This window comes from Niabella yanshanensis, assembly GCF_034424215.1.
GTDB lineage: Bacteria > Bacteroidota > Bacteroidia > Chitinophagales > Chitinophagaceae > Niabella > Niabella yanshanensis.
Window position 1 is genome coordinate 2,522,864 of the sequence record NZ_CP139960.1, and the last position, 25,293, is coordinate 2,548,156.

The window sequence follows — 25,293 nt, forward strand, 5'->3', positions numbered from 1 at the left end:
TTTCTTCACCGGTGTCCGTGCCCGTTCTATGATAATTAGCGTATTTTAGAGCCGGCGTAATCAGCCCGATATGAATTCACTGGCGCAGGAAACTCTTAAAGAATATTTTGGTTTCGATCATTTCCGCCCCATGCAGGAGGAAATAGTTGAAGCAGCACTGCAGGGTAACGATGTGCTGGCATTGATGCCCACCGGTGGCGGTAAGTCACTTTGTTACCAGGTACCCGCACTTGCCAAAGACGGCTTATGCCTTGTTATCTCTCCTCTTATTGCGTTAATGAATGACCAGGTTCAGAACCTGAGAAAAAGAAATATTACAGCTTTTAGCATACATGCAGGTATGCAACGTAAAGATGTGATCAGTGTATTGGAAACAGCTGCGCATAGTAACTGCAAATTTTTATATGTCTCGCCCGAGCGGCTGGAGACCGCCTTATTTAAAGAATACCTGCCGGGGCTGGGTGTTAACTTCATTGCGGTTGACGAAGCGCATTGCATATCGCAATGGGGCTATGACTTCCGGCCACCTTATTTACGTATTGTAAAACTACGCGACGAATTGCCGGGGGTACCGGTTATTGCCCTTACCGCTTCAGCCACGCCGTTGGTGCAGCAGGATATTTGTGAAAAGCTTTCTGTTGATGCAGAAAATAAATTCAGGGTATTTCGACAGTCCTTCGAAAGACCAAATCTTTCTTATAGTGTTTTTCATACAGACACCCGTATTAATAAGATCATCTCGGTATTAAAATCAGTTCAGGGTTCAGCTATTGTATATTGTAAAACCAGGAAACGATCAAAGGAAATCAGCGAACTACTCAATGCTCAAAACATCAACGCTGATTTTTATAATGCCGGCCTGCCCTCTGAAGAAAGAGCGGAAAAGCAGGAACGCTGGATTAAAAACCAAATACGTGTAATAGTATGCACCAATGCATTTGGAATGGGTATTGACAAGCCCGATGTGCGTGTGGTAATACATGCCGATGTGCCGGATTGCCTGGAGAATTACTACCAGGAAGCCGGACGTGCAGGGCGCGACGGGGAAAAATCCTATGCAGTATTGCTGTATGATGAAATGGAGCTGGATGCGCTGAAAGCCTTGCCCGACATGCGTTACCCGGGTATCGACATTATCCGGGGTGTATACAGGAATGTAGTGCATTACCTGCAATTACCTGAAGGCGAAATGCCGGGGCATAGCTACGATTTCAACCTGAAGGACTTTATTAAAAAATTTTCGCAGGACATACAAACGACTCTTTTCGGTTTAAAAGCGCTGGAACAAAATGGATGGCTTACGTTCAACGAACAGGTTTTTAACCCTGCCACTATACGTTTTAATATTTATAAAAACGATTTGTACGAATACGAAAAGAACTTCGCCGAATATGAGCCTCTTATCAAAATTCTTTTGCGTACTTACGAGGGTATATATGATTACCCGGTAGCTGTTTCGGAGGGATATATTGCCCATCTTTTAAAATATGATATTGCCGTTGTAAAAGACCAGCTACGCAAGCTACACCTGGACAGGGTGATTATTTACGAGCCGCAAAAAGAAGATCCGCAGGTAATGCTTACAAGAACCCGTATCAAAACGGCATTGCTTCAGATAGATACAGAAGAGCACAATAAGCGGAAAAGCATTTTTACGGAAAGGATTGATAAGATCATCGACTATATTAAAGACACTGATACCTGCCGCAGCAAAATCATTGGTAATTATTTTGGCGATGTTAAAATGAACGATTGCGGCATTTGCGACAATTGCCTGAAAAAGAAAAAATCGGCGTTGTCGCAGGAAGTTTTTAATAAGATTTCAGATCATTTACAACAATTACTGCAAACCCCGACGACAGCTGAAGAAATTTTCAGACAATTAAGCATGTATCATAAAGATCATATCTGGACAGTTATCAATTTTTGGGTAGACGAGGGAAAAGTAACTATAGAAAAAAACGGTACGATCCTTTTTAATCCCTGATGGCAACGCTTATAAAATCATCTCCGTATCCTGCTGAGTGTTTCCTGCGACATACCGAGATAACTGGCTACGGATCCCAAAGGAGCACGCAAAAGAATATCCGGTTCCTCTTCCATCATCTGGTAATATCGTTCTTTAGCTGTCATATATTGCAAAGCATAGATGCGGCGTTCGAGGTTGATCATTAAAGTACCCATTACCGAGATCATAAGCTTGGAAACAGATATAGACGTTTCCGCAAATTTTTGAATACTGTTGAAACTAAGTGTGTTGACTACCGACGCCTCCAGTGCCTCTATACTATTATGAGACGGCTTTTCCAGGAACAGGGTCTCCTTACTAGCCACCAGGCCATTTTCTTTGATAAAGCCAAGCGTCATATCTTTTCCATCCTCATTGTAAAAGGTACGAAGCAACCCGCTTTCCACGAAGTAAATATTCCGGTCGAGGGCCTGTTCTCCTCTTAGTCTTTCTCCTTTGCTAAGCTCCAGTACATTAACATGCTGCAATAAAAAGTCCTTAATATCATCGTCTGTTTTGATAATCCCGGATAAAAAATTCAAGGCGTACATTTTTTCTTTTTCCAAAAATATCGAATATACCGGCATTAAAAAGCTCCTGCTAGACAACAGGAGCTTTATCAACAAATGATAAACGAAAAAAAAAATTTATTGCTTTACTGGCCCTGGTTCCTTCAATGCTCCTATCTTTTTCTTTTTAATAATCAGCAAGAGCCAGCTTAGCATGAAAAAAACAACAATCAGCACCAGCAAATGAATTGTAAATAGTGTTGTGAGAGATCCGCCACCCCGCTCTACCAGCGATATTTTCAAAACGCTCAGATAGGGAGTTAACGGAACTATTGACGTAAAAGCATTAATAAAAGAAGGCATTGCGATGGCCGGCCATGTAAAACCACTCATTATGAAGGCAGGAGAAGCAATTACCATTAGCACCTGGGTGGCTTTTAGCGCGTTGGGGATGAGTATACTCATAAAAACGGCCAGGAATATCGACGCAAGAATAAAAAGCTCGGAGTTTAGTAAAAACATTCCCCAATTAACAGGCCCGGGCACCCTAAATCCTAGTCCGAAAAAATAGAACATTAACAGGTTTATATTTGAAAACAGAAATACCGGGATGATTTTTATCAACATCAGTTTCAGCTTATTTTCTTTGCCGAATATGTCCAGGAAATCTTTACGTTTAAAGTCTTCCGCAAAGCTGACGGCCATGGCCAGCATAATTACCTGCTGCAACACTACCGCCATAATAGCCGGCCACATAAAAACCAGATAATTGCCTGTAGTATTAAACAGGGTAATGTAGTTGGCCTTAAAAGGTTCATACTTTGTACGGGCTACTTCAGCAGACATGCCTCTTTTTTGTAAAGCTTTCATTTCTGCCCCGGCCGAATAAGTCCCCAGCACTGTTTGTATAGACTTTGATGCAAAGTTTGCAGTAAGCAGGTTGGAGGTATTGACATAGGTGTTCACTTCAGGATACTTCCCCTGCAGCATCATTGCTTCAAATCGTTCGGGTATTACTACCAGGGCTGCCGCATTTCTCCTGATTATTTCGTCTTTAATATTGGCTGGCTTTACAGAATAGGGAAGTATCTTAATCGTTTTATTATCGTTCAACATCTCTGTTAACTGTGTTGAAGCCGACGTGCGGTCATAATCAACCACTATAACGGGGATATCAACTACTTTACCCTGCCTGTAGGTAAACCCAATAAAAATGGCGTAAATAAGCGGGGCCAGAATAAAAACGGATAACAACGTAGTGTTACTCAAAAAAAGTTTAAATTCTCTTTTTACCAGTTTTGTGAAGTTTTTCATTATTTTACTTTTAACTGCTAATAAAGTTGCACACTGGCATTCACCAATACATTAACGGCATCAGTTGAATTTACCGGAACCACTTTAATTTCATATACCGCGTCTTCTGGGTCATAGTCAGGAAAAGCGGTAGTAATATCAGCGTACCTGGCCAATTGCTTTATCGACACAACTTTGCCGGTAATTTTCTTTTTGCTATAAGGTATAATCATGCTTACTTCCATTCCTTTTTGATATTTCGACATCCTGCTTTCGGGAATGGTAAACCTGAAATAAGTGGTATGGGGTATATAGCCCGTAAATAATGCATAACCAGCTACGGCGAGTTCTCCTTTATTAAGTGATATAGTTTCTATTTCCATATCATTGGTTGCAATAATATAGCGTTCTTTATAAGCAGTGTTTGCTTCCTGTAATGCGCCCGCCGCCTGGCCCGACTGGCCGGCAGCCATCTCAATCTTCTCATAGCGCGTACCACGTATTACATCATGTAATTCGGCATTAACAGCATCCAGCTGCGCCCTGGCTCCCAGGTATTTTGCATATACTTCATCATAATTCTGTGGCGACATTAAGCTATCGCGGTACATATTTTCAGCCCTGCCGAAAGATTTCTGTGCGTAGTCGAACTGGTCTTTCAGTCCCTGTTGCTTTGCCTTCAATTGCTTTAGCTGGTCAGAGGTAGCGCCATTGCGGGCCATTTGCTCCTGTGCCCGTGCAGCCACGGCTGCCCCCCTGGCCTGGGCAATTTTGGCTTCCACTTCAGGTATATCAAGTCTGGCCAGCGTATCCCCGGTATGTATAGTTTGTCCTTCCCGAACGTATATTTCAGCGATACGTCCGCTTATTTTGGGTGAAAATGATAGTACCTCTTTTTTTACCTTACCTTCTACTGCGCGTTCTTCTTTTCGTTCTTTACAGCTGGTTGCAGCGCTTAATATGAAAACAGTGATGATTGCTATATTAAAATATTTCATGGCTTTTGATATTAAAGTTTGTTGAAGTCTAATTCCTGTGTTGATCTCATCAATTCTATTGCGGCCCTGCGCTGGTTAAAGATGGCCGTCTGGTACTCCAGCTCCGCATTTTCAAGGTCGTTTTCCGCCTCAATATAATCTGCCGATTTTTTAGTACCATATCTGAATTCTTTTTCTATATTGCTTAAAGCAGTTCCGGCTATCTCCCTGGCCTTCTCTTTCAAAGCGATCTGTGCATTAGCTACTTTATAGTTGCTCAGGCTATTGGCCTGGTTTAATTGCAGTTTATCCTGTGCATCTTTGGCCTTGCTTTCCAGAACCTGTCTCTCTACCCGCGCACGGGCAATAGCATTTTTACCTTCCTTTCCATCAAACAGGTCCCACTTAAAACCAACCCCCGCCTGCACCAGGGGTAATACCTGTAAATTATCAGGTCTCCAGTTCAAACGTTCTACAGCGCCAGGGATTATATCCCTGGAAGTAATTATATGGTTATTATAAAGCCCGATATAAGAAGCAGAAGCCTGGGCCATTACCTTGGGTATCCACCAGGTTCGTTCGGCTTTTATCTTATAATCTACCGCTTTTATGGCGTGATCAAGCGCTCTTAATTCGGATCTATTGGAGATGGTATGCTGCCCTTTTAAAAATTGAATGGGCTTTAACTGGGGTTGAATACCCATGATTCTGTCTTCCTCAATGCCGCTAAGGACGGCCAATTGTGCTGTTAGCAGTTCTTTCTTACTTTCAAACTCAATAATTTTTGAATCGAGTGTAGCCTGGGCCAATTCTATTTTTTTGTGATCGTAAGGTGTGATCAAACCATAGCCCCGGGCCTTATCAGCAGTTTTCTTCATGATCTCCAGCCGCTCTTTACCTTTCTGCAATACATTAGCCGATTCATTCAACAATGCAAACTGGTCGTAAATTTTACTGATAGAAGCAATCACATCTTCCCGGCTTTTTTCCATCAATATATTTTCTGAGTGATCTTTTTCTTTATTGGCTTCTTTCAGATGCTTAACTTTTCCGCCTGAATACAATAACATGCTGGCTTCAGCACCTGCCTGCACAGAAATCCCTGAAATATTAAGATTATTGTCCAGGTATCCTTCCGCCAGCGTCATGCCGGGAAAAATATTTGCAACAGCAGGAATAACAATCTCGGGAGACTGCAATTTTGCTGAAGCATACAAGTACCCTGATTTACCACTAACAGCAACTTTGGGCAGAAATATATCATTTAGCTTCTCCTGGTCTAAATGGGTTAGCCTGTTCTGTAATTTTTGCTGTACCAAGGTAGCATCCTGTTGCAACGCACTGTCTACCAGCTCCCTGAGTGTTGGAGCATTTTGAGCCAGCAAAGCAGTCTGTATACATAAAGCGGATGTTAATAATAGGAATGCTTTTTTCATTTTATTGTTCGTTTGTTGACAATGCAAAGGTGAAAAAGATTGCAGGCATTACTTTTGACTTTTGTCAAAAAACATCGGATCCTGCAGCGCGGCATTATGTTACACTCTCACGGCCCTGTTGTTCACACCCCACATTATGGGTATTTTTTCAGGAAAAACGACCTGTTTTCCTTACTTTTAGCGCAATCGGAAAACAAACCTGTTATACATGCTTTTAACGGTATTGGCTGGCTTACTTACCTCTATTTTCATTATTCCATTTGGCAAAATCATCAAATCAAAGTGGAGCATTTTACTCATGCTCCTACCCCTCGGTTTATTTATTTATTATTTAAGATTAGTGCCTAATGTTTCATTGGGAGAAATATTTTTGCAATCTACTTCATGGATTCCCTCCCTTGGTGTGAATCTGGATTTTAAGCTGGATGGACTTTCCCTGCTATTTGCCTTACTCATTACCGGGGTGGGGACGGCTGTTTATTTTTACGCGCGCACTTATTTAAAAGGACATCCTTACTTTGACCGGTTCTTTGGTTACCTGAGTTTGTTCATGTCGGCCATGCTAGGCATGGTACTCTCAGACAATATGCTGCTGCTGTTCATTTTCTGGGAACTCACCAGTATCAGCTCCTTTTTTCTCATAGGCTTTAATAACAGTGAACTCAGTTCCCGTAAAAGCGCGATCACAGCGCTTTCTATTACCGGCATGGGGGGCTTTTTTCTATTGGCGGGTATTATATTGTTAGGAAATGTTGCGGGCACTTACTCTATTTCAGAGCTGCTGCACGCGCGGGAAACGATCATCCATCATGCCCAATACCCGTTGATATTGGGCTTATTTTTTGTAGGTGCTTTTACCAAATCGGCTCAATTCCCTTTTCACTTCTGGTTACCAGGTGCCATGAAAGCGCCTACCCCGGTATCGGCCTACCTGCACTCCGCTACCATGGTTAAAGCGGGCATTTACCTGTTGGCAAGATTCGATCCTATATTGGGTAATACGCCGGCGTGGAGTTACCCGCTCATGATCGTTGGAGGCTTTACGATGTTATTTGCTGCCGGTCATTCCTTACTACGGGTTGATTTAAAAAGTATATTGGCTTACTCTACCATTTCTGCATTAGGTATTTTAACCTTTCTCATAGGCCTGGGTACCAGGGATGCAGTAATTGCAGCGAGCGTTTTCATATTGGTACATGCGCTATATAAAGCAGCGCTGTTCCTGGTTACGGGTATTATAGATCATGAAACGCATACGCGGGATATTACAAAATTGTCGGGTCTCAGGAAAGTTTTATTGCCGGTAGCCATAGCAGGCTTCCTCGCAGCCCTATCCAGTGCAGGTATACCCTTATCCTTTGGTTTTATAGGCAAGGACCTCATCTATGAAGCAACGCTTCATGCCCAACCCTCATGGGTAATCCTGCTCACAACACTTGCCGTACTTACCAATATTGGCCTTGTAGCTGCAGGGTTTATGGCGGGGATCAAGCCTTTCACGGGAGATTTGCCTTCTTCCTATCAAAAAATACATCTGCCCTATACTTCTATGTGGCTCCCCCCACTTATTCTTGCGGTTTTAGGAGTATTGTTCGGATTGATGCCGCACTATATAGGAGAGCTTTTTTCCCTGCGTGCTGCTAATGCCATGTTTGGCGCAGATACTAAGCTCGATCTAAAAATATGGCATGGCTTCAATACAGTACTGCTTTTAAGTTTACTCACTTTTGGGGCAGGCACGGTACTCTATCTTTTCAATAAGCCCAGTCTTTCAAAAAGTAAGTGGGTGCATCGCTTTAAAACCCTGTCGCCCGAATTTCTGATGCAGCGCATTACGGCCGCGATCTTTAAATTTTCTGAGTGGTATACGAGCACTTTTCATAACGGTTACCTCCGGTCCTATCATTTAAAAATCATTCTTTTTGCAGAAGCGTTACTCGCTTATAAACTATGGCTAAGTGGCCCGATAGATATTAATTTTTATAACCTCGCAATGTTGAGCGTTTACGAAGTAGCAATAGTAGCTATTTTGATTGGCGCATTAGCTATGATGATCACTACCAGGTCGCGCCTTACAGCCGTCGTATGTATGAGTATTATCGGGTATTGCATCTGCGTGATGTTTGTTTTTTACAGCGCACCCGACCTGGCCATGACCCAGTTTACTATTGACACACTTACCACCGTATTATTTGTATTGGTGTTGTATAAATTACCCCCTTTTTTAAATCTGGGTACCCGGAAAGAACGATACCGCGATATGGCGGTAGCTTTGGGTTTTGGGCTCATACTTTGTATGGTGGCCTTACAGGTACACCATGAGCCTATTGAAACCGCAACCAGCGATTTCTATGGATCGAAAGCCTACCTGGATGCAAAAGGGAAAAACGTAGTGAATGTGATATTGGTGGATTTCCGGGGCATCGATACACTATTTGAAACGGTAGTATTAAGTATTGCGGCAATAGGCGTGTATAATTTATTAAGATTGAGATTAAAAGCCTCCGAAAAAGAATAATATGAGAAGCAGTATTTTACAAACGGCAACCCGGTATTTGTTACCCATACTACTACTATTCTCGGTATTTCTTTTATTAAGAGGGCACTATTATCCCGGGGGTGGGTTTGTAGGCGGGCTGGTAGCATCTATTGCATTTGTGCTACACAGTTTTGCCAATGGTACCAATGCTACCATGACATTGCTGGGCAGAAAGCCCCTATCGCTCATTCCCGTAGGGCTAGGTATTGCTGCGCTGAGTGTAATGGCCCCGATGTTATGGGGCTTACCACCTATGACGGGGCTCTGGGTAGAAGGTAAATTCCCCATTATAGGTTCGCTGGGTTCAGCGCTGTTCTTCGACCTGGGCGTTTACCTGGTGGTGGTGGGTGTTGTTTTAACTATTTTGTTTACTATTTCGCTAACAGACGATTAATATGGAGCTATTACTGATACTGGTGCTTGGATTATTGTATGCGGGAGGCGTGTACTTTATACTGCGGCGGAGCATGGTAAAGCTATTGCTGGGGATTATGCTGCTGGGTAGCGCAACCAACATTTTGATTTTTGTATTGGGTGCTATTGTTAAAGGCAAGCCTCCGATTATAGATGCTGCAGCAAACGTGATGGATCCATCTTATGCCGACCCCGTGCCACAAGCGCTTATATTAACGGCTATTGTAATCAGTTTTGCCCTTACGGCTTTTGCTATCGTATTATTGAAACGCGTGTATGCATTAGTAGAAACAGATGATTTGGATAACTTAAACACACCGGAGGAGGAAGATATATGATGGGCAATTTTATTTTAGCGCCGGTTTTCATTCATTTGCTCATCGCCATCTTTCAGCTGATTGCATGGCGTAAAACAGTTACGCAACGTATTTTATCCGTGGGCGGTGCCCTGGGCGCGTTGGTTGCTACTATTATATTGTTCAGGCAGGTTTACCTGAATGGTACATTCACCGTTAATGCATCCAACTGGGAAGCCCCCTTCAGTATTATTTTTGTAGCTGATCTTTTAGGGGTTACCATGGTATTGCTCACTTCCATTGCGGCTTTTGCAGTGTCGATGTTTTCGGCAACCGGACTCAGCCGCCAAAGAATGTTGTACGGCTATTTCCCTATTTTTCATTTCCTGGTAATGGGCTTGAACGGCGCTTTTTTAACCGGCGACATCTTCAATCTATACGTATGGTTTGAGGTGATCATTATTTCTTCCTTTGTACTGATGACATTGGGAGGACGCAAAAACCAGCTGGAAGGAGCGCTGAAATATATGTCGATGAATATACTGGCATCTATGTTCTTTCTAACAGGCATTGGCATCTTATATGGGATGACAGGTTCTCTCAACATGGCTGATCTTGCCATCAAAATGCACGACGTTCAGAACCGGTCTTTAGTAGGCATTACTTCGGTATTTTTCATATTAGGCTTCGGCATTAAATCAGCTGTATTCCCTTTATATTTCTGGCTGCCGTCTTCCTACCATACACCACCTTCGGCAGTAGCGGCAACTTTTGGAGGGCTTCTGACCAAAGTGGGTATCTATGCCATTCTGCGCGTAAACAGCCTGATATTTATTCCTGATAATTTTACCCGGACCCTGTTGATGGTTATTGCAGTGCTTACCATACTCACCGGTACTTTTGGGGCCTTAAACAAAACCAATATCCGCAGGTTATTTTCTTACCTTATTGTTTGCCACATCGGCTTTATGGTGGGAGGTATTGCCATGTTTAGCAAACTGGCGTTGATGGGCACCTTATTCTATCTCATACACGACATTATGGTTAAAACCAATATGTTCCTGATATCGGGGGTTATTATGCAGCTTAGAGGTGTTGTTACTATGGAAAAACTGGGAGGATTATATAAAGAATATCCCAAAATATCACTTTTGATTGCTATCGTATTATTATCACTGGTGGGTATACCACCTTTGTCAGGTTTTTGGCCAAAAGTATATTTGTTCAGGGAAGCATTTAATGAACACCAGTATTTTTTTGTTGGCGCACTGATCATTGGTAGCCTCGCAACATTGTATGTGATTGCCAAATTATGGGCTGAAGTATTCTGGAAGGAAGTGCCGGCAGATGTAGTGGTGGACAACAAATTTGAGCCGATGCCATTCTTAAGAAAAGTGTTACTGATTGTTCCCGTATCTATACTGGGTATTGTTTCTGTTTATATTGGATTGAATGCTGAAGTAATTATACAGGTAGCAGACAGGATTGCAACAGAGTTGCTGGATACCAGCTCTTATATCAATGCAGTTTTTAAAAATTAAAACAGGAAAAGTATGATTAAGAATTTTCTGATGAACCTTTTACTATCCTTTTTGTGGGTGGCTCTTACAGGTTCATTATCTTACTCAGGCTTCGTCTTTGGCTTTATACTGGGCTTTTTTGTGCTATGGATCATGAATAAAAATGAAGAGGATCGCAGGTACTTTTACCGGATACCCAAGATATTCAGCTTTGCTTTCTATTTTTTGTACCAGATGCTCAAAGCCAATATTGAAGTAGCTTACGATGTAATTACGCCCAAATACTTTTTCAAGCCGGGAGTAGTGCGTTATCCGCTAAGTGCCCGGTCTGATTTTGAGATTAATGTACTTTCAACACTCATTTCCTTAACTCCCGGTACACTGATACTGGATGTAAGTGAAGACAAAAAAGCATTATATATACACGCCATGTACCTTAAAAGCCCTGAAGCTTTTGTAAGGCAGTTAAAAGAAGGCATGGAAAAAAGACTATTAGAAATTTTAAGATGACATTAGCCAACTACTTTGATTTCGTCATTCTGCCTATACTGACCTTATCGGTGGTATTGGTTTTCATCCGGCTGTTCAAAGGTCCTGCTATAGTAGACCGTGTAATAGCTTTGGACCTGATCATTACGATCGGCATTGGTATTATTACCGTCTACAGTATCAGGCAAAATCAAAAAATATTATTAGATGTCGCCATCATACTGGCACTTATTGCGTTCCTGGGCACTATCGCCTTTTCTTATTACATAGAAAAACAAAAAGATGATTAATATAATTTTAGCCATACTCAGTACCCTGGGTGCATTGGCCATTTTATTCGCGTCCATCGGAATTTTAAGAATGCCCGACTTTTATCTGCGTTTGTCGGTTACGGTAAAGGCTTCGAGCCTTGGCGTAGGTTTGCTGTTAATTTGTGCTGCCATTATGTTTCCCGGGGATGCTTCAGTAACCACGAAAGCTATCGCTATTATTTTTTTCCTCATCATAACGGCGCCCATTGCGGCACATATGATTGGCCGGACGGCCTACTTTATAGGCACGCCCTTATGGAAAGGCACCGTGGTTGACGAATTAGACGGCATGTACAATAAAGACACCCATGAGCTGCAAAGCGATCCTCAGCAGGCTATTGATAAATCAACCTCGTTTTCTGATGACCAGATAGCGGATACAGAAGGCGAAACCAGGTAACCTGGCCCTATCTTATAAAAGAACAATGGCAAGCTTTAGCTTACCATTGTTTGATATTTTTTCCAGTTATCACCTATCATCCAGAGGTTAATCAAAAAGAGAACACCCGCTATGGTCAGTCCGGTTGGATCACCGTTATAAAAAGTTGCATTATGACAAAGTATGCCAATCATTACCGGTAATATCATAATCGCGCCCAGCGCCCTGGTTTTAGGAAAAAGAATCAATATCCCGGCCACCAACTCTATAAGCCCCGTTAGAGGTGTTAACCAACTCAATGTTCCAAAGGCTTCAAAAACAGGCTTCATATCCGGTGTCATCTCCGGCATCGGCATATAATGCAGGAATTTATCTAAACCGGCATTGATAAACATCAATGCAAAAAGCACGAAAAAGATTGTTTTTACGATTTTCATTAGTCTGATTTTTAAAATGATGGTTTGTTTAGAGATTAATAGTAAAGCTAAAATTTTGTTCTAATTTTCCGAAACATATTTCAGGGCTGTTTCGCCGTTGGCAAATCTCCGCGTTTCGACTAACCTGAGCTTTCGCTGGTTAGCCCCATTTTTGAAAAGAGGGACACCAGATCCGAAAATTACGGGGTTTACAAAGATCCAGTACACATCTATCAGGTTCTGCTCCATTAATTGTCCTCCTACATCGGTACTACCGAAAATAACAATTGGACTACCCCTTTGCCCCTTAGCCTGCTGAACATATTGCACCAGATTATCATGAACAAAATATATATTTCCTTTACAAGGATCTGATGGCGTTCGGGTAGCTACTAATTTGGTGGTACCATTATACCAATCTGAGTATTTTTTCTCAGCTCTGGTAGCGCCGGGCAGCTCACCGGCATCAGGCCAGAAAGAATGTAATAATTCATAAGTAATTCTTCCTGATAAGATGGTATCGGCTTCTTTGCATATCTCACCTACGAAGTCAAGATTATCTTCCCCCGATTCAAAATCATCGAGTTTACCTTCTTTATTAGCTACATACCCATCTAATGAAGTATGCGCAATCCATATGATTTCCCTCATTGTTGTTCCACATAATTTTTAAACCGGTTCAGCACCGACTGACAAAATTCTTTCTGTAGCTCAATAGCCGTATGTAATTCAGGCTCAAAACGTTCCCTTACAATCGTATTGCTATCTATTTGCTGAAATTCAATCCAGGCCCGCCTTCCGTCGTTTAACGTATACGCAATCATTTCAAAGGGGGCAACCTGATCATATACACCTGTGTGTTCAAACCCATCACTTCCGTCCTTTTTCTCCATATAAAATTTAAACCGCCCGCCTGCTGTCAAGTCGTTCTCAACTTCAGGACAATGCCAATCATCGAAGGGTACATTCCATTGCAGAATATGCTTCGCGTGCGTCCAGTATTCCCAAACCTCCGTTACCGGCCGGTTGATTAAAACCAATGCCACTAAACTTTGATTGCTCATGGCTTATTTCATTGAATGTAGCCCAATGGTATTACCCTCGCTATCCTGCACGGTCGAACAAAATCCATACTCGCCAATAGACATTTTAGATTGGACCACTTTACCCCCGGCCGCTTCAACACGGCTTTCTTCTGTCGCGCAGTCATTGCATCCAAAGTATAGGGTTATGTTGCTACCACCGGCTTTCATGCCTTCCATTTTTACCAATGTACCCGAGCTGCCAAATCCGTCCATATTACCCGGGAAAGAACGCATGTCCATAGATTGATCAGTAGGATCAGACATTTGCTCCAGCTTTACATCAAACACGGTTTCATAAAACCGGGTGGCGCGGTCCATATTATCCACATAAATTTCAAACCATACTACCGGGTTTCCTTTTTTGCTTTCCATTGTTAATTATTTAAAACGATTATTAATTCAATAAATGAGCCTGGATATTTTTGATCTGGTTCAGATGTCTCTGTGTATGAACCTGTACAAAGCGCAGCCACTCGTAGCGGGTCAGGTATCCCATAAAGGGGAACTCCATATCTAAACACAATTGCAACAATTCCTTGTCTTTTATAGTATTTGCAAGTAGTATTTTATTGGCTTTTATTTTTTCCACCAAATTTTCTTTCTGATGCGGGGGTAAGTGGGGTGTGACAGCAGGATCAGCTTTAGCTTTTTGGTTCATATCAAGAAATATGCTCTTCAAAGCTTCTTCATTTTCATCATAGGGCCGCTCTGCCTCTTTCACATGGCTATCGGGTATACCGCGACTGCAAATGGCAATATGTTCGGCCACCTGGCCAATAGTCCAGCTATCTTCGAAAGGCACTTTATTAAAAAGATCCTGGGGTATTGCATTAAGGATATCGATCACTTCATCAAAGACGTTGCTGATATCCTGGCTTAATTGTGCTTTTTCCATAATTGAATAATTTTAGGGGTCAACCGTTATTCAAAAATAGTATCACATAAAGGTAGATGCCCTTGCCAAATGGCAAGTAATCCAATGAAGACTTCTTAAAAAAGAAATACTTGCCATATGACAAGCAGATGGGTGAATAGCACTGGTTGGGCAAAAGAAAGGGCTGGCTTATTACCCCGCAGGGTAGGTAGCTACTTCTTTCCTGATCCTGCTTAACGAAGTATCGGTAACCCCCAGGTAAGAAGCTATTTGTTTTAAGGGTACATTCTGTATGATCTGTGGCTTTGCTTTCAATAGCTTCAGATAGCGATTAGTAGCGGTTTCCTGTACCATGTCGAGCGACCTTTGTTTAATTGCAAAAAGCTGGCTGGTAAACCAAAGACGTCCCCAGTCTACATAAGCGGGTATCGTACTGAACAGCGCCTGGAAAGCTCCAAATTCAATTTTCAACATAACACAGTCCGTAACAGTTTGTATATTCTCAGGAGAAGGGATACGTTGAAACAAAGACGCAGTAGAAATTACGATCTCTCCCTCCGTAAAAAATTCAGTGCTGATCTCGTCGTTATTATAATCGTAAACATACGCTCTGGCCACTCCGCTTTGCAGAACGTAGTATTCATTGGCAATTTTTCCTTCCTTCAAAAGCAGCGTTCCCCTGGGCACTTCCATCAACTCATGAGCATTGGCAATTTGTTGAAAATCGCTCTCTGACAAAAGAGGGTGCTGGTAAACCGCTTTTAAAATTTCCATGAGTATTATTTAACAAGCATGTAAGATAGTTATAAAAAGCGTTCAACAAATAACCTGCTGCATTATTATAACCTGGAAAAATGCGGGCTATTAAAATAAAAATATATCTGTTCATTGAAACAGATTGGAAAGAGCTATGTCCGCTCAGCAATTGCAGATGGCTGATTCTAGCTTTAATAAAATATCTTTGCCAAATGGAATTATTTGCGGAATCATTGACTCAATATAAAAGACTGTTAACCAAAGAGGTAAAAATAGGCGACTTGCTCCTGGGCAATAATCATCCGGTCAGGGTACAAACCATGACCACCACGGATACCATGGATACGATTGCCACAGTAGAGCAAACGATCCGTTGTATTGAGGCAGGTGCAGAATTGGTAAGGATTACGGCGCCTTCAAAAAAAGAAGCAGAGAACCTGCTGAATATCAAAAACGAGCTGAAAAAAAGAGGCTATACCACTCCCCTGGTGGCCGATATACATTTTACCCCCAATGCTGCTGAAGTAGCCGCCCGCATCATCGAAAAAGTAAGGGTTAACCCCGGGAATTATGTTGATAAGAAAAAATTTGAACAGATAGAATATACTGATGCGGAATATGCAGAGGAAATAGACCGTATCCGCGATCGTTTTACACCATTAGTGAAGATCTGTAAAGAATACGGAACGGCCATGCGTATCGGTACTAATCATGGCAGTTTGAGTGATCGCATTATGAGCCGGTACGGCGATACGCCTATTGGTATGGTGGAAAGCGCTATGGAATTTTTACGCATTGCCAGAAGCGAAAGCTATCACCAGATTATCTTAAGCATGAAAGCCAGTAATCCACAGGTGATGGTGCAGGCTTACCGCCTGCTGATCAAAACCATGCAGGATGAGTTTGGTGAAATATATCCTTTACACCTGGGTGTTACCGAAGCCGGTGATGGCGAGGAAGGCCGTATTAAATCTGCTGTAGGTATTGGTACCCTAATGGAAGACGGCATCGGCGACACCATCCGTGTTTCGCTTACCGAAGATCCCGAGCTGGAAATACCGGTTTGCAGGGATATTGTGAAGCGGTATGAAAACAAAGTTGATAAGTCAACTGGTTTAAATGTTGACAAGGAAAACATTCCCGCACCGGTCAATCTGTCTACTTACAATCCGTTTAATTTTAAAAGACATCGAACAGTGGCCGTTAATAATATTGGTGGAGGCCAGGTTCCTGTGGTGATTGCAGACCTTAGTAAAGTAGCCCATATAACACCAGCTTCGCTTAAAGGTATTGGCTACATCTATAATGAAGCAGACGATAAATGGAATATAGCGGATGCGGCAGCTGATTATATATATATCAATCAACCGGATATTGGCTTTGCATTGCCGGGTACATTAAAAGTGATCACCCCATATGAGCATTGGAAAAATGCGCCGGATGCCAACAAATACTTTCCTATTTATTGTGCCGAACATTTTGCAGCAATAGAGCAAACTGATAGCGCTATTAATTTTGTGATGATCGATTGTCCGCAGGAAGAACAGTACCTGCAGCGGGCCGCACAAAAACAAAATGTTGTTTTGTGCCTGAGCAGCACTCAAAAAAATGCCATGCAAACGGTGAGAGCTACCTGCATCAAACTGCAGCAGGAGCATATAACCGCTCCCATTGTATTGATAACCGATAGTAACTGGAGCACAGCAGACGAGCATCTCATTCATTACGCTACAGAAACCGGAGCCTTGTTCCTGGATGGATTCGGTGATGGCATTTGCCTGGGTATGACAGCAAATGCTTACACACAAGCAGCCACATTAAATGCATCAGGAAGAAATTACCTCAATAATCAATCACCCGAACAGTTCGTTAATAACACGGCTTTCAGCATATTGCAGGCAACGCGTATGCGTATTTCAAAAACAGAATATATTTCCTGCCCCTCCTGTGGTCGTACTTTATTTGACTTACAGGAAACCACTACCAAAATACGCTCGGTAACCAACCATCTCAAAGGCGTTAAAATAGCCATTATGGGTTGTATTGTAAACGGACCAGGCGAAATGGCAGATGCCGATTTTGGTTATGTAGGAAGTGGTCCGGGAAAAATTACGCTTTACAGGGGTAAGGAGGTTGTTAAAAGAAACGTTAACAGTGAGGTTGCCGTAGATGAATTGATTAATTTATTAAAAGAAAACGAAGCTTGGGTAGAACCATAGCATTAATTAAGCGTTCTCTTATTGCGAAAACAATCATTTTGATCCGATTTCAAAGAAGGATCAAACGCATTCATTGACAATAACGGCAGGTTCATCGAAAAAACACAACAACATTTCCTCTACTCCGCATTTTTTCTAAAATTTGCACATCAATATTAAGAAATTAACCAGTTGTGTAAACGCTTATCGTTGCTGACAAAGAAATAAGTAAATCTTAACCACCAACCTTATCTTACGGAACAGGCTATTCTTCAGGAATAGCCTGTTTTGCTTTCTGGGTTAAGTAGCATTTAAAAATGGCATTCCGCATCATACTGTACTATCTTTACGCAAACGGATCATGATCTCCATATGAAACCTGCTTATATTTTTGGTATCATAGCTATTGTTTACTTCCTGGGTATGGCTTTTGGACAAGACACCCTGCAGTTTATCTTTAAACCCTTATTGGTAAGCTCCTTACTTTATTATTTTGTCTTAAGTACCAGGCTGGTAGCTTCTGCCCTGAAAAAATGGATAGTAGCAGCATTAATATTTTCTATCGCCGGCGACACCCTGCTGATGTTTGCCAATGCCAGTGAACTATTTTTTATCCTGGGGCTTTGCGCTTTCCTCGCAGGCCATCTTTTCTACATCTATACGTTTCATCAAATACGTACAAGGCATCAAATTGCAGGCAAGTGGTATGCCGCCATCATCGTAGCCATTTATTATTTCCTGATCATTAACTTTCTACTACCCTACCTGGGTGGCTTGAAGTACCCGGTCATTATTTATGGTTTAGTGATCAGTTTTATGCTGCTGGTAGCTATGCATCTTCACGACCTAAAGGACAATCTTACTGCACGATATTTATTAACAGGAGCCATTCTCTTTGTGGTATCTGACTCTGTATTGGCTATTAATAAATTTTACCAACCTTATCCCTGGGGTGGATGGGCTATCATGATTACGTATGTGTTAGCTCAATGGTTATTGGTAAAAGGTCTTACCAGGTATATTAATACTACTGCCATTTAAACCACATCTTTGCGTATGATGTCACTACCTCAAAAGCTCGAAACATATTTTTTAAATGATCAGCGCCTGGAAATATATGTGCCGGAGGAGCAAGCCCTATTGAACAGGTATCGAAACAATAAAGACGATGCCTATTGGGCACGGGTATGGCCGGCTTCTATTGGCCTTTGTATTTTCCTGGAGCAACATGTTCGTCTTATCCGCAACAAACAAATACTGGAACTGGCGGCCGGACTGGGCTTGCCGGGATTATATGCCGCATCCTTTGCAAAGCAAATAACCATTACGGATAAAGAGCCGCTAGCCGAAATATTTATAAAACAGTCCGCACAGCATCTTAAGTTAGGAAACGTCATAACAAAAACCCTGAACTGGAGAGATGCTACCAAAGAACCCATTCCTGAAGTGGTATTGCTAAGCGATGTCAATTATGAACCTGCTGTATTTGAAGAATTGAAACAAGTACTCCAATGCTACCTTGAACGCCAGGTAACCGTTATTATCAGTACTCCCGAACGCCTGGTAGGTAAACCATTTATTATGGAGCTACTCCCTTACAGTTCCTTGCAATGGAATTGTACGGTTTTGTTAAATGACAAAGAAACAGGTGTTAGCGTTTTTGTGTTAAACTAAATCAGGGCAGGTAGTGTAAACCCATCCTCTCTCTTCTGGTTTCCATCCGGCTCCCGGCTAAATTCGCCTCTACACATTTCATCCGGCTTACGATTGAGCTCCTGATCATCCTCTAATGAACGTTAAACATTCAGTAGAACAGAGGAAGCGTCAGCCTAATGAAAATTTTCATGTAAGTTTGATGCCACAGAACCGGAACGCTGAACGGAGCGTCGCCCCCGACCGAATGTACCATTCGGTACGGACGGGCGCCTGAAGGAACGGGCAGGTAAATACGCTGCTATATATTCTTCAGCCGGCCCACAAAAATTTGGCAAATGCAACAAGTAGATTTTTTAGTAATCGGAACGGGTATAGCGGGTCTTACTTATGCCTACAAAATGGCTGAAAAATATCCCGAAAAAAAAGTATTGGTAATCACAAAGGCTGCGGCCGATGAGACCAATACCAAGTATGCACAAGGCGGTGTGGCCGTAGTGAACGACCTGGAAAAAGATAGTTTTGAAAAACATATAGAAGACACGTTGATTGCCGGGGACGGCCTGTGCAATGAAAAAATAGTTGAAATTGTGGTGAAGGACGGCCCTGAAAGAGTACAGGAACTAATTGAATTGGGCGCGAATTTCGACAAGGAATCGGATGGTGATTATAAACTGGGTAAAGAAGGAGGGCATAGTGAGTTTCGTATTATTCACCACAAGGATATTACAGGCTGGGAAATGGAACGCACTTTGCTGGAAGCCGTTGCCCGCTTAAAAAATATTGAAATTATTAAGCATTGCTTTGTAGTGGATATCATTACGCAGCACCACCTGGGATACCTTATCACCAAATCTACCCCCGATATTGAATGTTATGGCGTGTATGCACTTAACCTGCATACCAACGAGATAGAAACCATTCTGGCTAAAACCACCTACCTGTCAAGCGGCGGCAACGGGCAGGTATACCGTACCACCACTAACCCTGCCATTGCTACCGGCGATGGAGTAGCGATGGTATACAGGGCTAAGGGCCGGATTGAGAATATGGAGTTTATACAGTTCCATCCTACCGCCTTGTATGAACCGGGACTGAGAGGCCAGGCTTTTTTGATAACCGAAGCGGTGCGTGGTGATGGGGGTATACTTCGCAATAAAGACGGTGAGGCTTTTATGGAGCGTTATGATGAGCGCAGGGACCTGGCGCCCCGCGACATTGTAGCACGCGCCATCGACAACGAAATGAAAACCACCGGTACCGAACATGTTTGGCTGGATTGCCGGCATTTTGATACCGCCAAATTCGTTGAGCATTTTCCGAATATTTATGAAAAATGCAAAAGCGCAGGTATCGACATTTCAAACGATATGATTCCGGTAGCGCCTGCTGCTCATTACAGTTGCGGCGGTATTAAAGTAGATGAATGGGGACAAACCTCTATCAGGAACCTTTATGCTGTAGGTGAATGCAGCAGTACCGGCTTACATGGCGCTAACCGGTTAGCCAGCAACTCCCTGCTGGAGGCAATGGTATTTGCGCACCGTTGCTTTGTGCACGTTTCGCAAAAGGTAGACAATAACGACCTGCCTGAACATCCCACTTTCAAGCTGAATATACCGGCATGGAACGCTTTGGGCACCAGCACACCAAAGGAATTAATTTTGATTACGCAAAGTCTTAAAGAAATTCAGCAGGTGATGAGCGACTATGTGGGTATTGTGCGCAATAATATAAGGCTGCAAAGGGCCATCAGGCGTATCGACCTGCTTTGGGAAGAAACGGAGCAGCTCTATAAAACCAGTACGCTTTCGCCAAATATTTTGGAACTTCGCAACCTGATAACAGTTGGCTACCTGATTGTAAAAGGTTCCAGTTTCCGCAAAGAAAGCCGGGGACTCAATTATAATACGGATTATCCGCAGAAGAGCGAGCTGCTTCAAAATATTGTTTTATAACAGTTCATGGGTAATAGATCATAGGTAATGGCAGGCAGGCTATGAACAATGATCCATCAACTATGCGCCACGAATTTTCTATAATGTATTATATCGTTTACGGTTTTTTATATTTCTGTTCTTTATTACCGCTGAGAGTACTTTACTGGATCTCCGATTTTTTTTATTTTCTTATATACTATGTAATTGGTTATCGCAAAGAAGTGGTGATGCACAATCTTGAGATTGCCTTCCCACAAAAAACGGTTAAAGAAAGAACAAGGATAGCGAAGAATTTCTACCATAAATTCATCGATTCGATGATTGAAACGATTAAGCTATTATCGGCGCCCGACTCTTTTTTTGAAAAACGTTTTACGGGTAACTGGGAAGTGATCAATAAATATTATGCGGAAGGCCGTTCTGTACAGCTACACCTGGGACATAATTTTAACTGGGAATGGGGCAACGTATCATTGCTGATGCATAGCCGGTACAAATTTCTGGGAGTTTATATGCCGCTTGCTAATAAAACTTTCAATAGAATCTTTAAAAAAATACGTTCGAGAAGCGGCACGGTACTTTTAAGCGCTCATCACATGACGCGTGAATTCCTGCCTCACAGGAATACTCAGTATTGCCTGGGCCTGGTAGCCGATCAAAGTCCTTCCAACCTGGCAAAATCAGAGTGGTTCAACTTTTTTGACCGGAAAACAGCGTTTATTATGGGTCCGGCCAAAAATGCAGTGAAAAATAACACCGTTGTGATTTTTGCTTTTATAAGCCGCCCGAAAAGAGGTTATTACAACGTAACGTTTTCATTAGCAGAAGAATCTCCAAAAGCAGAAAATGAAATTGCACTCACGCACCAGTTCGTCAACTACCTCGAAGCTGTGATCAAAGCCGACCCGGATATGTGGTTGTGGAGTCACCGAAGATGGAAACATGAGTGGAAGGAAGAATATGGGCCGGCGATTCAATAAAAAGTACTATATTTGCAGTCGCAGGTCTCATACGGCCAGCTCCTGTTGAAACTCCCCAGGGCCGGAAGGCAGCAAGGATAGACGGTTGTAGCGGCGCGATGTGAGTAGCCTGCTTTTTTTGTGCCCATCCTTTTCGTTTTAGCTTTATTATACTACTTTAGCATGTCTCAAAGACAATGTTGTTACGCACAGTTTCAAAAAAATAACGCTGCGGGCAATGCAATCACCACATATTTTGATAGCTGGTATAAAAACAAAAAAATAAAATCATGAAATTTTTTATCGACACCGCGAATCTTGATCAGATCAGGGAAGCCAATGACATGGGAATTCTGGATGGGGTTACGACCAACCCTTCTTTAATGGCCAAAGAAGGCATTAAAGGCCATGATGCCATTATGAAGCATTATGTTGATATATGCGAAATTGTAGACGGCGACATCAGCGCCGAAGTAGTAAGCACCGATTTTGAAGGTATTATCGAAGAAGGCAAAAAGCTGGCTGCACTGCATAAGAATATCATCGTAAAAGTGCCTATGATCAAAGAGGGCGTGAAAGCCATTAAATGGTTTACAGACAATGGTATTAAAACCAATTGCACTCTGGTATTCAGTGCCGGTCAGGCAATTTTGGCCGCCAAAGCCGGAGCCAAATACGTATCTCCTTTTATTGGCCGTATTGATGACAGCGGTTGGGACGGTGTACAACTGATTGAGCAAATTGCCCATATCTACAATGTACAGGGATTTAAAACCGAAGTATTGGCGGCTTCTATCCGCAGCGCCAATCATATCATCCGTTGTGCCGAAGTAGGCGCCGATGTATGTACCTGCCCGTTAGAACCCATCCTGGCATTGTTAAAACATCCTTTGACAGATATCGGTCTGGCGAAATTTTTAGAAGACGCTAAGAAGTTTCAGTAATTTATAGTTGAAGAGTTGAGAAGTTGACAGGTTAACAAGGCGCCAGCCTGGTACTTTTCAACTTTTCAACCTTTCCACTTTTCAACAATTTTAATTGAACATTTCATCTTTTATTGCCAACCGCATCGCATTCAACCGGAGCCGCTCGTTTTCACGGTTTATTATCAGGCTTTCTATTGTTGCTACAGTAATCAGCGTTGCGGCAATGATCATTACGCTGGCCTTCGCCAATGGGTTCCAGAAAAAAGTAAGTGAAAAAGTATTTAGTTTCTGGGGGCATGCGCGTATACAGGAAACGCTACCCTATTCCTCGCTGATTACCGAGGAAATACCCATTATCGCCAGTAATGAAACCGAAGGCCGTATTCGCAACACAGCTAATGTGAAAGCGGTATATCCATTTGCTACACGATATGCTATTCTTAAAACCAAAGACGAACTACAGGGCATATTGGTAAAAGGACTTGATAAAACCTATGATTTTGATAACCTGAAAGAATTTATAATAGATGGCATTCCGATCCGTTTCAACGATACCACCTATAGCAGGGATATTATGATCTCGAAAAAAACGGCGCAGGAGCTTCACTTAAATGTGAATGACCGGGTGTCAATTTATTTCATCCGGCCCGACGGTTCGAAAAGACGTGACAAGCTCACCATCAGCGGCATTTTTAAAACAGATATCGGCGATTTCGACAATTCTTTTGCTATCGGAGATATACAATTGATACGCAGGCTGAACAGCTGGCAGCAAAACCAGATTGGGGGCTATGAAATAGTGTTAAATGACTTTAAAAAGACAGACTCCTCTATACATCAGATTGCCCAATTGCCCGGCTTTGATGAAGACTGGAGCATACAGAATATCAAAGAGTATATTCCCAACATTTTCGATTGGCTGAATATGCAGGATACCACCCGGAACGTGTTGATCGGTATTATGATCGTTGTAGCGGTAATTAATTTGATCACCTGCCTGATCATCCTGGTACTGGAGCGTATGCGTATGGTAGGCGTGTTAAAATCCATTGGCGCTACCGACTGGATGGTTCAGAAAATATTCCTGCGTCACAGCCTGATTATTGCGCTCAGGGGCATCCTTACCGGAGCCATAATAGGTTTAGGTATTTTATACGCACAGGTGAAAACAGGTTTTATTAAACTGGATGAAGAAGCCTATTATATGGACCGGGCGGCAGTACAGATCACTGCCTGGGAGGTATTTGCCATTTGTGGTGCCACTTTTTTCATCTGCATGTTGGTACTATTGATACCTTCTTACATCGTAAGAAAGATACAGCCGGTTAAAGCCATTCAATTCAGATAAACAGGATTGAAAGAACCTGTTTGATACCCCAACTACTCAATGTCATGTCCTGAAAAAAGTGGACATTTTTCTTGTTAATAATATTGTTTCAAATTTCATTATTTAATAAAAGTTAACCTTAGAATTACACCGCCCGCGCGGCGAGCGCATCTTCCTGGTTTGACATACTATGCTGCATTGTGTAACTGTATAGGTATTCTTAAATTTAAAGACCAATGGGGACGGCGGTAATTATAAGTATATATGGCCTCTTTCACTGCTTTAAATGCTTCCTGCTTATCGGCAAATACACTATCTAAAAGAAATTCCTGTTTCAATATCCCATTTACCCTTTCTGCCTGTGCATTCTCGTAACAATGATTTTCTTCAGTCATGCTAATTTCCATTCCGGCCTCCTGTAGTGCTGACACATAAGCATCACAACAATACTGGATGCCCCGATCGGAATGGTGGATCGTTCCCAGCGTCGAAGGATACTGCCGGATACTCATCTCAAGAGCTTTTAGTGCTCCAGCAATACCCAAACTCTCACTCAAATGCCAGCCGGTGATCTTTCGAGACCAGGCATCTGTTTGCAAAAACAGGTATACAAACCCGCTCGACGTCCTCAAATAAGTAATATCACTTACAATTACCTGGCCGGGTCCTGTAAGTAATTGATCTTTAACCTTATTGTTATACTTGCGAAAGCGATGATAAGAATCCGTTGTAGTAACATACCTCCTTCTTCTTTTTATCAGCAACTTCTGCTTGCGTAGTATATCAAAGAACTTATCGCGACCAACTCTACTGCCCGGTTTTGCCAAATCAGCTTTTAATAACGAATACAGTTTTTTACCTCCTATCATCGGCTGATAACGCCGAACCGAACCTACTAAATCTACCACTACAGCCTCTGTTAAATCCGATTGAATAATTGTTCTCAGCGATTTATAATAACCCGAACGGCTGTAACCAAAGTACAAAC

General features: G+C 42.3%; 26 protein-coding genes and 1 other RNA gene. 16 read left to right on the plus strand and 11 right to left on the minus strand.

The genetic code is table 11. The annotated features are described in order from the left end of the window. The first annotated feature begins 70 nt into the window (after nt 1–70). Nucleotides 71–1,987, plus strand: a complete 1,917-nt coding sequence (locus tag U0035_RS10250) for a RecQ family ATP-dependent DNA helicase (RefSeq protein ID WP_114792214.1) — start codon at nt 71–73, stop codon at nt 1,985–1,987. 17 nt (nt 1,988–2,004) lie between these two features. On the opposite strand, the gene U0035_RS10255 is transcribed toward U0035_RS10250, so the two are convergent. From U0035_RS10255 to U0035_RS10270, 4 genes are all read right to left on the minus strand, one after another. After that, the gene (locus tag U0035_RS10255; protein ID WP_162817960.1) at nt 2,005–2,550 is read right to left on the minus strand and encodes a Crp/Fnr family transcriptional regulator; all 546 of its coding nucleotides are present in this window, start codon (nt 2,548–2,550) and stop codon (nt 2,005–2,007) included. Nucleotides 2,551–2,655: 105 nt separating this feature from the next. Next, complete coding sequence (locus U0035_RS10260) at nt 2,656–3,831, minus strand: ABC transporter permease (RefSeq protein ID WP_114792216.1); 1,176 nt, start codon at nt 3,829–3,831, stop codon at nt 2,656–2,658. A 17-nt stretch (nt 3,832–3,848) separates the two neighbouring features. Beyond that, complete coding sequence (locus U0035_RS10265; RefSeq protein ID WP_114792217.1) at nt 3,849–4,808, minus strand: HlyD family secretion protein; 960 nt, start codon at nt 4,806–4,808, stop codon at nt 3,849–3,851. Nucleotides 4,809–4,819: 11 nt separating this feature from the next. Beyond that, nucleotides 4,820–6,223: a TolC family protein gene (locus U0035_RS10270; protein WP_114792218.1), complete on the minus strand. Its 1,404-nt coding sequence runs from the start codon at nt 6,221–6,223 to the stop codon at nt 4,820–4,822. Between the two features lie 208 nt (nt 6,224–6,431). Between U0035_RS10270 and U0035_RS10275 the strand changes: the two genes are divergently transcribed. From U0035_RS10275 to mnhG, 7 genes are read left to right on the plus strand one after another with little or no spacing between them, the layout of a single operon-like run. After that, entirely contained in the window at nt 6,432–8,741 is a 2,310-nt protein-coding gene (locus U0035_RS10275; protein WP_114792219.1) for a putative monovalent cation/H+ antiporter subunit A, read from the plus strand. 1 nt (nt 8,742) lies between these two features. Further along, nucleotides 8,743–9,156: a Na+/H+ antiporter subunit B gene (locus tag U0035_RS10280; protein ID WP_114792220.1), complete on the plus strand. Its 414-nt coding sequence runs from the start codon at nt 8,743–8,745 to the stop codon at nt 9,154–9,156. A 1-nt stretch (nt 9,157) separates the two neighbouring features. After that, nucleotides 9,158–9,514 carry a Na+/H+ antiporter subunit C gene (locus U0035_RS10285; protein WP_114792221.1) on the plus strand — a complete coding sequence of 119 codons (357 nt, stop codon included), beginning with the start codon at nt 9,158–9,160 and terminating at the stop codon, nt 9,512–9,514. After that, complete coding sequence (locus U0035_RS10290) at nt 9,511–11,013, plus strand: proton-conducting transporter transmembrane domain-containing protein (protein WP_114792222.1); 1,503 nt, start codon at nt 9,511–9,513, stop codon at nt 11,011–11,013. The genes U0035_RS10285 and U0035_RS10290 overlap by 4 nt, the downstream gene beginning before the upstream one ends. Nucleotides 11,014–11,025: 12 nt before the next feature. Beyond that, nucleotides 11,026–11,502: a Na+/H+ antiporter subunit E gene (locus U0035_RS10295; protein WP_114792223.1), complete on the plus strand. Its 477-nt coding sequence runs from the start codon at nt 11,026–11,028 to the stop codon at nt 11,500–11,502. Continuing rightward, nucleotides 11,499–11,771, plus strand: a complete 273-nt coding sequence (locus tag U0035_RS10300; RefSeq protein WP_114792224.1) for a monovalent cation/H+ antiporter complex subunit F — start codon at nt 11,499–11,501, stop codon at nt 11,769–11,771. The genes U0035_RS10295 and U0035_RS10300 overlap by 4 nt, the downstream gene beginning before the upstream one ends. Then, entirely contained in the window at nt 11,764–12,192 is a 429-nt protein-coding gene (gene mnhG / locus U0035_RS10305) for a monovalent cation/H(+) antiporter subunit G (protein ID WP_114792225.1), read from the plus strand. Before U0035_RS10300 ends, mnhG begins: the two co-directional genes overlap by 8 nt. Before the next feature lie 35 nt (nt 12,193–12,227). Here mnhG and U0035_RS10310 read toward each other — a convergent pair whose 3' ends face one another. The 6 genes from U0035_RS10310 to U0035_RS10335 form a co-directional block, all read right to left on the minus strand. Beyond that, on the minus strand, nt 12,228–12,608 hold the full coding sequence (locus U0035_RS10310; RefSeq protein WP_114792226.1) for a MauE/DoxX family redox-associated membrane protein: 381 nt from the start codon (nt 12,606–12,608) through the stop codon (nt 12,228–12,230). A gap of 60 nt (nt 12,609–12,668) precedes the next feature. Then, the gene (locus U0035_RS10315) at nt 12,669–13,238 is read right to left on the minus strand and encodes a dihydrofolate reductase family protein (protein WP_114792227.1); all 570 of its coding nucleotides are present in this window, start codon (nt 13,236–13,238) and stop codon (nt 12,669–12,671) included. Beyond that, nucleotides 13,235–13,651 carry an SRPBCC domain-containing protein gene (locus tag U0035_RS10320; RefSeq protein ID WP_114792228.1) on the minus strand — a complete coding sequence of 139 codons (417 nt, stop codon included), beginning with the start codon at nt 13,649–13,651 and terminating at the stop codon, nt 13,235–13,237. Before U0035_RS10320 ends, U0035_RS10315 begins: the two co-directional genes overlap by 4 nt. 3 nt (nt 13,652–13,654) lie before the next feature. Further along, nucleotides 13,655–14,044, minus strand: coding sequence for a VOC family protein (locus U0035_RS10325; RefSeq protein WP_114792229.1), 390 nt, complete (start codon nt 14,042–14,044; stop codon nt 13,655–13,657). Nucleotides 14,045–14,066: 22 nt separating this feature from the next. Further along, complete coding sequence (locus U0035_RS10330; protein WP_114792230.1) at nt 14,067–14,567, minus strand: DinB family protein; 501 nt, start codon at nt 14,565–14,567, stop codon at nt 14,067–14,069. Between the two features lie 171 nt (nt 14,568–14,738). Next, nucleotides 14,739–15,320, minus strand: a complete 582-nt coding sequence (locus U0035_RS10335) for a Crp/Fnr family transcriptional regulator (protein ID WP_114792231.1) — start codon at nt 15,318–15,320, stop codon at nt 14,739–14,741. Between the two features lie 194 nt (nt 15,321–15,514). Between U0035_RS10335 and ispG the strand changes: the two genes are divergently transcribed. From ispG to U0035_RS10375, 8 genes are all read left to right on the plus strand, one after another. Next, nucleotides 15,515–17,521 (plus strand): (E)-4-hydroxy-3-methylbut-2-enyl-diphosphate synthase, encoded by a 2,007-nt coding sequence (gene ispG, locus U0035_RS10340; protein ID WP_114792232.1) that lies wholly within the window; start codon nt 15,515–15,517, stop codon nt 17,519–17,521. 351 nt (nt 17,522–17,872) lie between these two features. After that, on the plus strand, nt 17,873–18,541 hold the full coding sequence (locus tag U0035_RS10345) for a lysoplasmalogenase (RefSeq protein WP_114792233.1): 669 nt from the start codon (nt 17,873–17,875) through the stop codon (nt 18,539–18,541). A gap of 15 nt (nt 18,542–18,556) precedes the next feature. Then, nucleotides 18,557–19,174, plus strand: a complete 618-nt coding sequence (locus U0035_RS10350) for a class I SAM-dependent methyltransferase (RefSeq protein WP_114792234.1) — start codon at nt 18,557–18,559, stop codon at nt 19,172–19,174. Nucleotides 19,175–19,491: 317 nt separating this feature from the next. After that, the gene (nadB, locus tag U0035_RS10355; RefSeq protein WP_114792235.1) at nt 19,492–21,111 is read left to right on the plus strand and encodes an L-aspartate oxidase; all 1,620 of its coding nucleotides are present in this window, start codon (nt 19,492–19,494) and stop codon (nt 21,109–21,111) included. An 83-nt stretch (nt 21,112–21,194) separates the two neighbouring features. After that, nucleotides 21,195–22,073, plus strand: coding sequence for a lysophospholipid acyltransferase family protein (locus U0035_RS10360; RefSeq protein WP_114792236.1), 879 nt, complete (start codon nt 21,195–21,197; stop codon nt 22,071–22,073). An 18-nt stretch (nt 22,074–22,091) separates the two neighbouring features. Continuing rightward, nucleotides 22,092–22,191, plus strand: an RNA gene (ffs, locus tag U0035_RS10365) — signal recognition particle sRNA small type. 151 nt (nt 22,192–22,342) lie between these two features. Continuing rightward, the gene (gene fsa / locus U0035_RS10370) at nt 22,343–22,996 is read left to right on the plus strand and encodes a fructose-6-phosphate aldolase (RefSeq protein ID WP_114792237.1); all 654 of its coding nucleotides are present in this window, start codon (nt 22,343–22,345) and stop codon (nt 22,994–22,996) included. A 94-nt stretch (nt 22,997–23,090) separates the two neighbouring features. After that, nucleotides 23,091–24,326 carry an ABC transporter permease gene (locus tag U0035_RS10375; RefSeq protein WP_114792238.1) on the plus strand — a complete coding sequence of 412 codons (1,236 nt, stop codon included), beginning with the start codon at nt 23,091–23,093 and terminating at the stop codon, nt 24,324–24,326. 167 nt (nt 24,327–24,493) lie between these two features. Here the strand turns inward: U0035_RS10375 and U0035_RS10380 are convergent, their stop codons facing one another. Further along, nucleotides 24,494–25,291 carry an IS3 family transposase gene (locus tag U0035_RS10380; RefSeq protein ID WP_162818026.1) on the minus strand — a complete coding sequence of 266 codons (798 nt, stop codon included), beginning with the start codon at nt 25,289–25,291 and terminating at the stop codon, nt 24,494–24,496. Between the last annotated feature and the right edge of the window lie 2 nt (nt 25,292–25,293).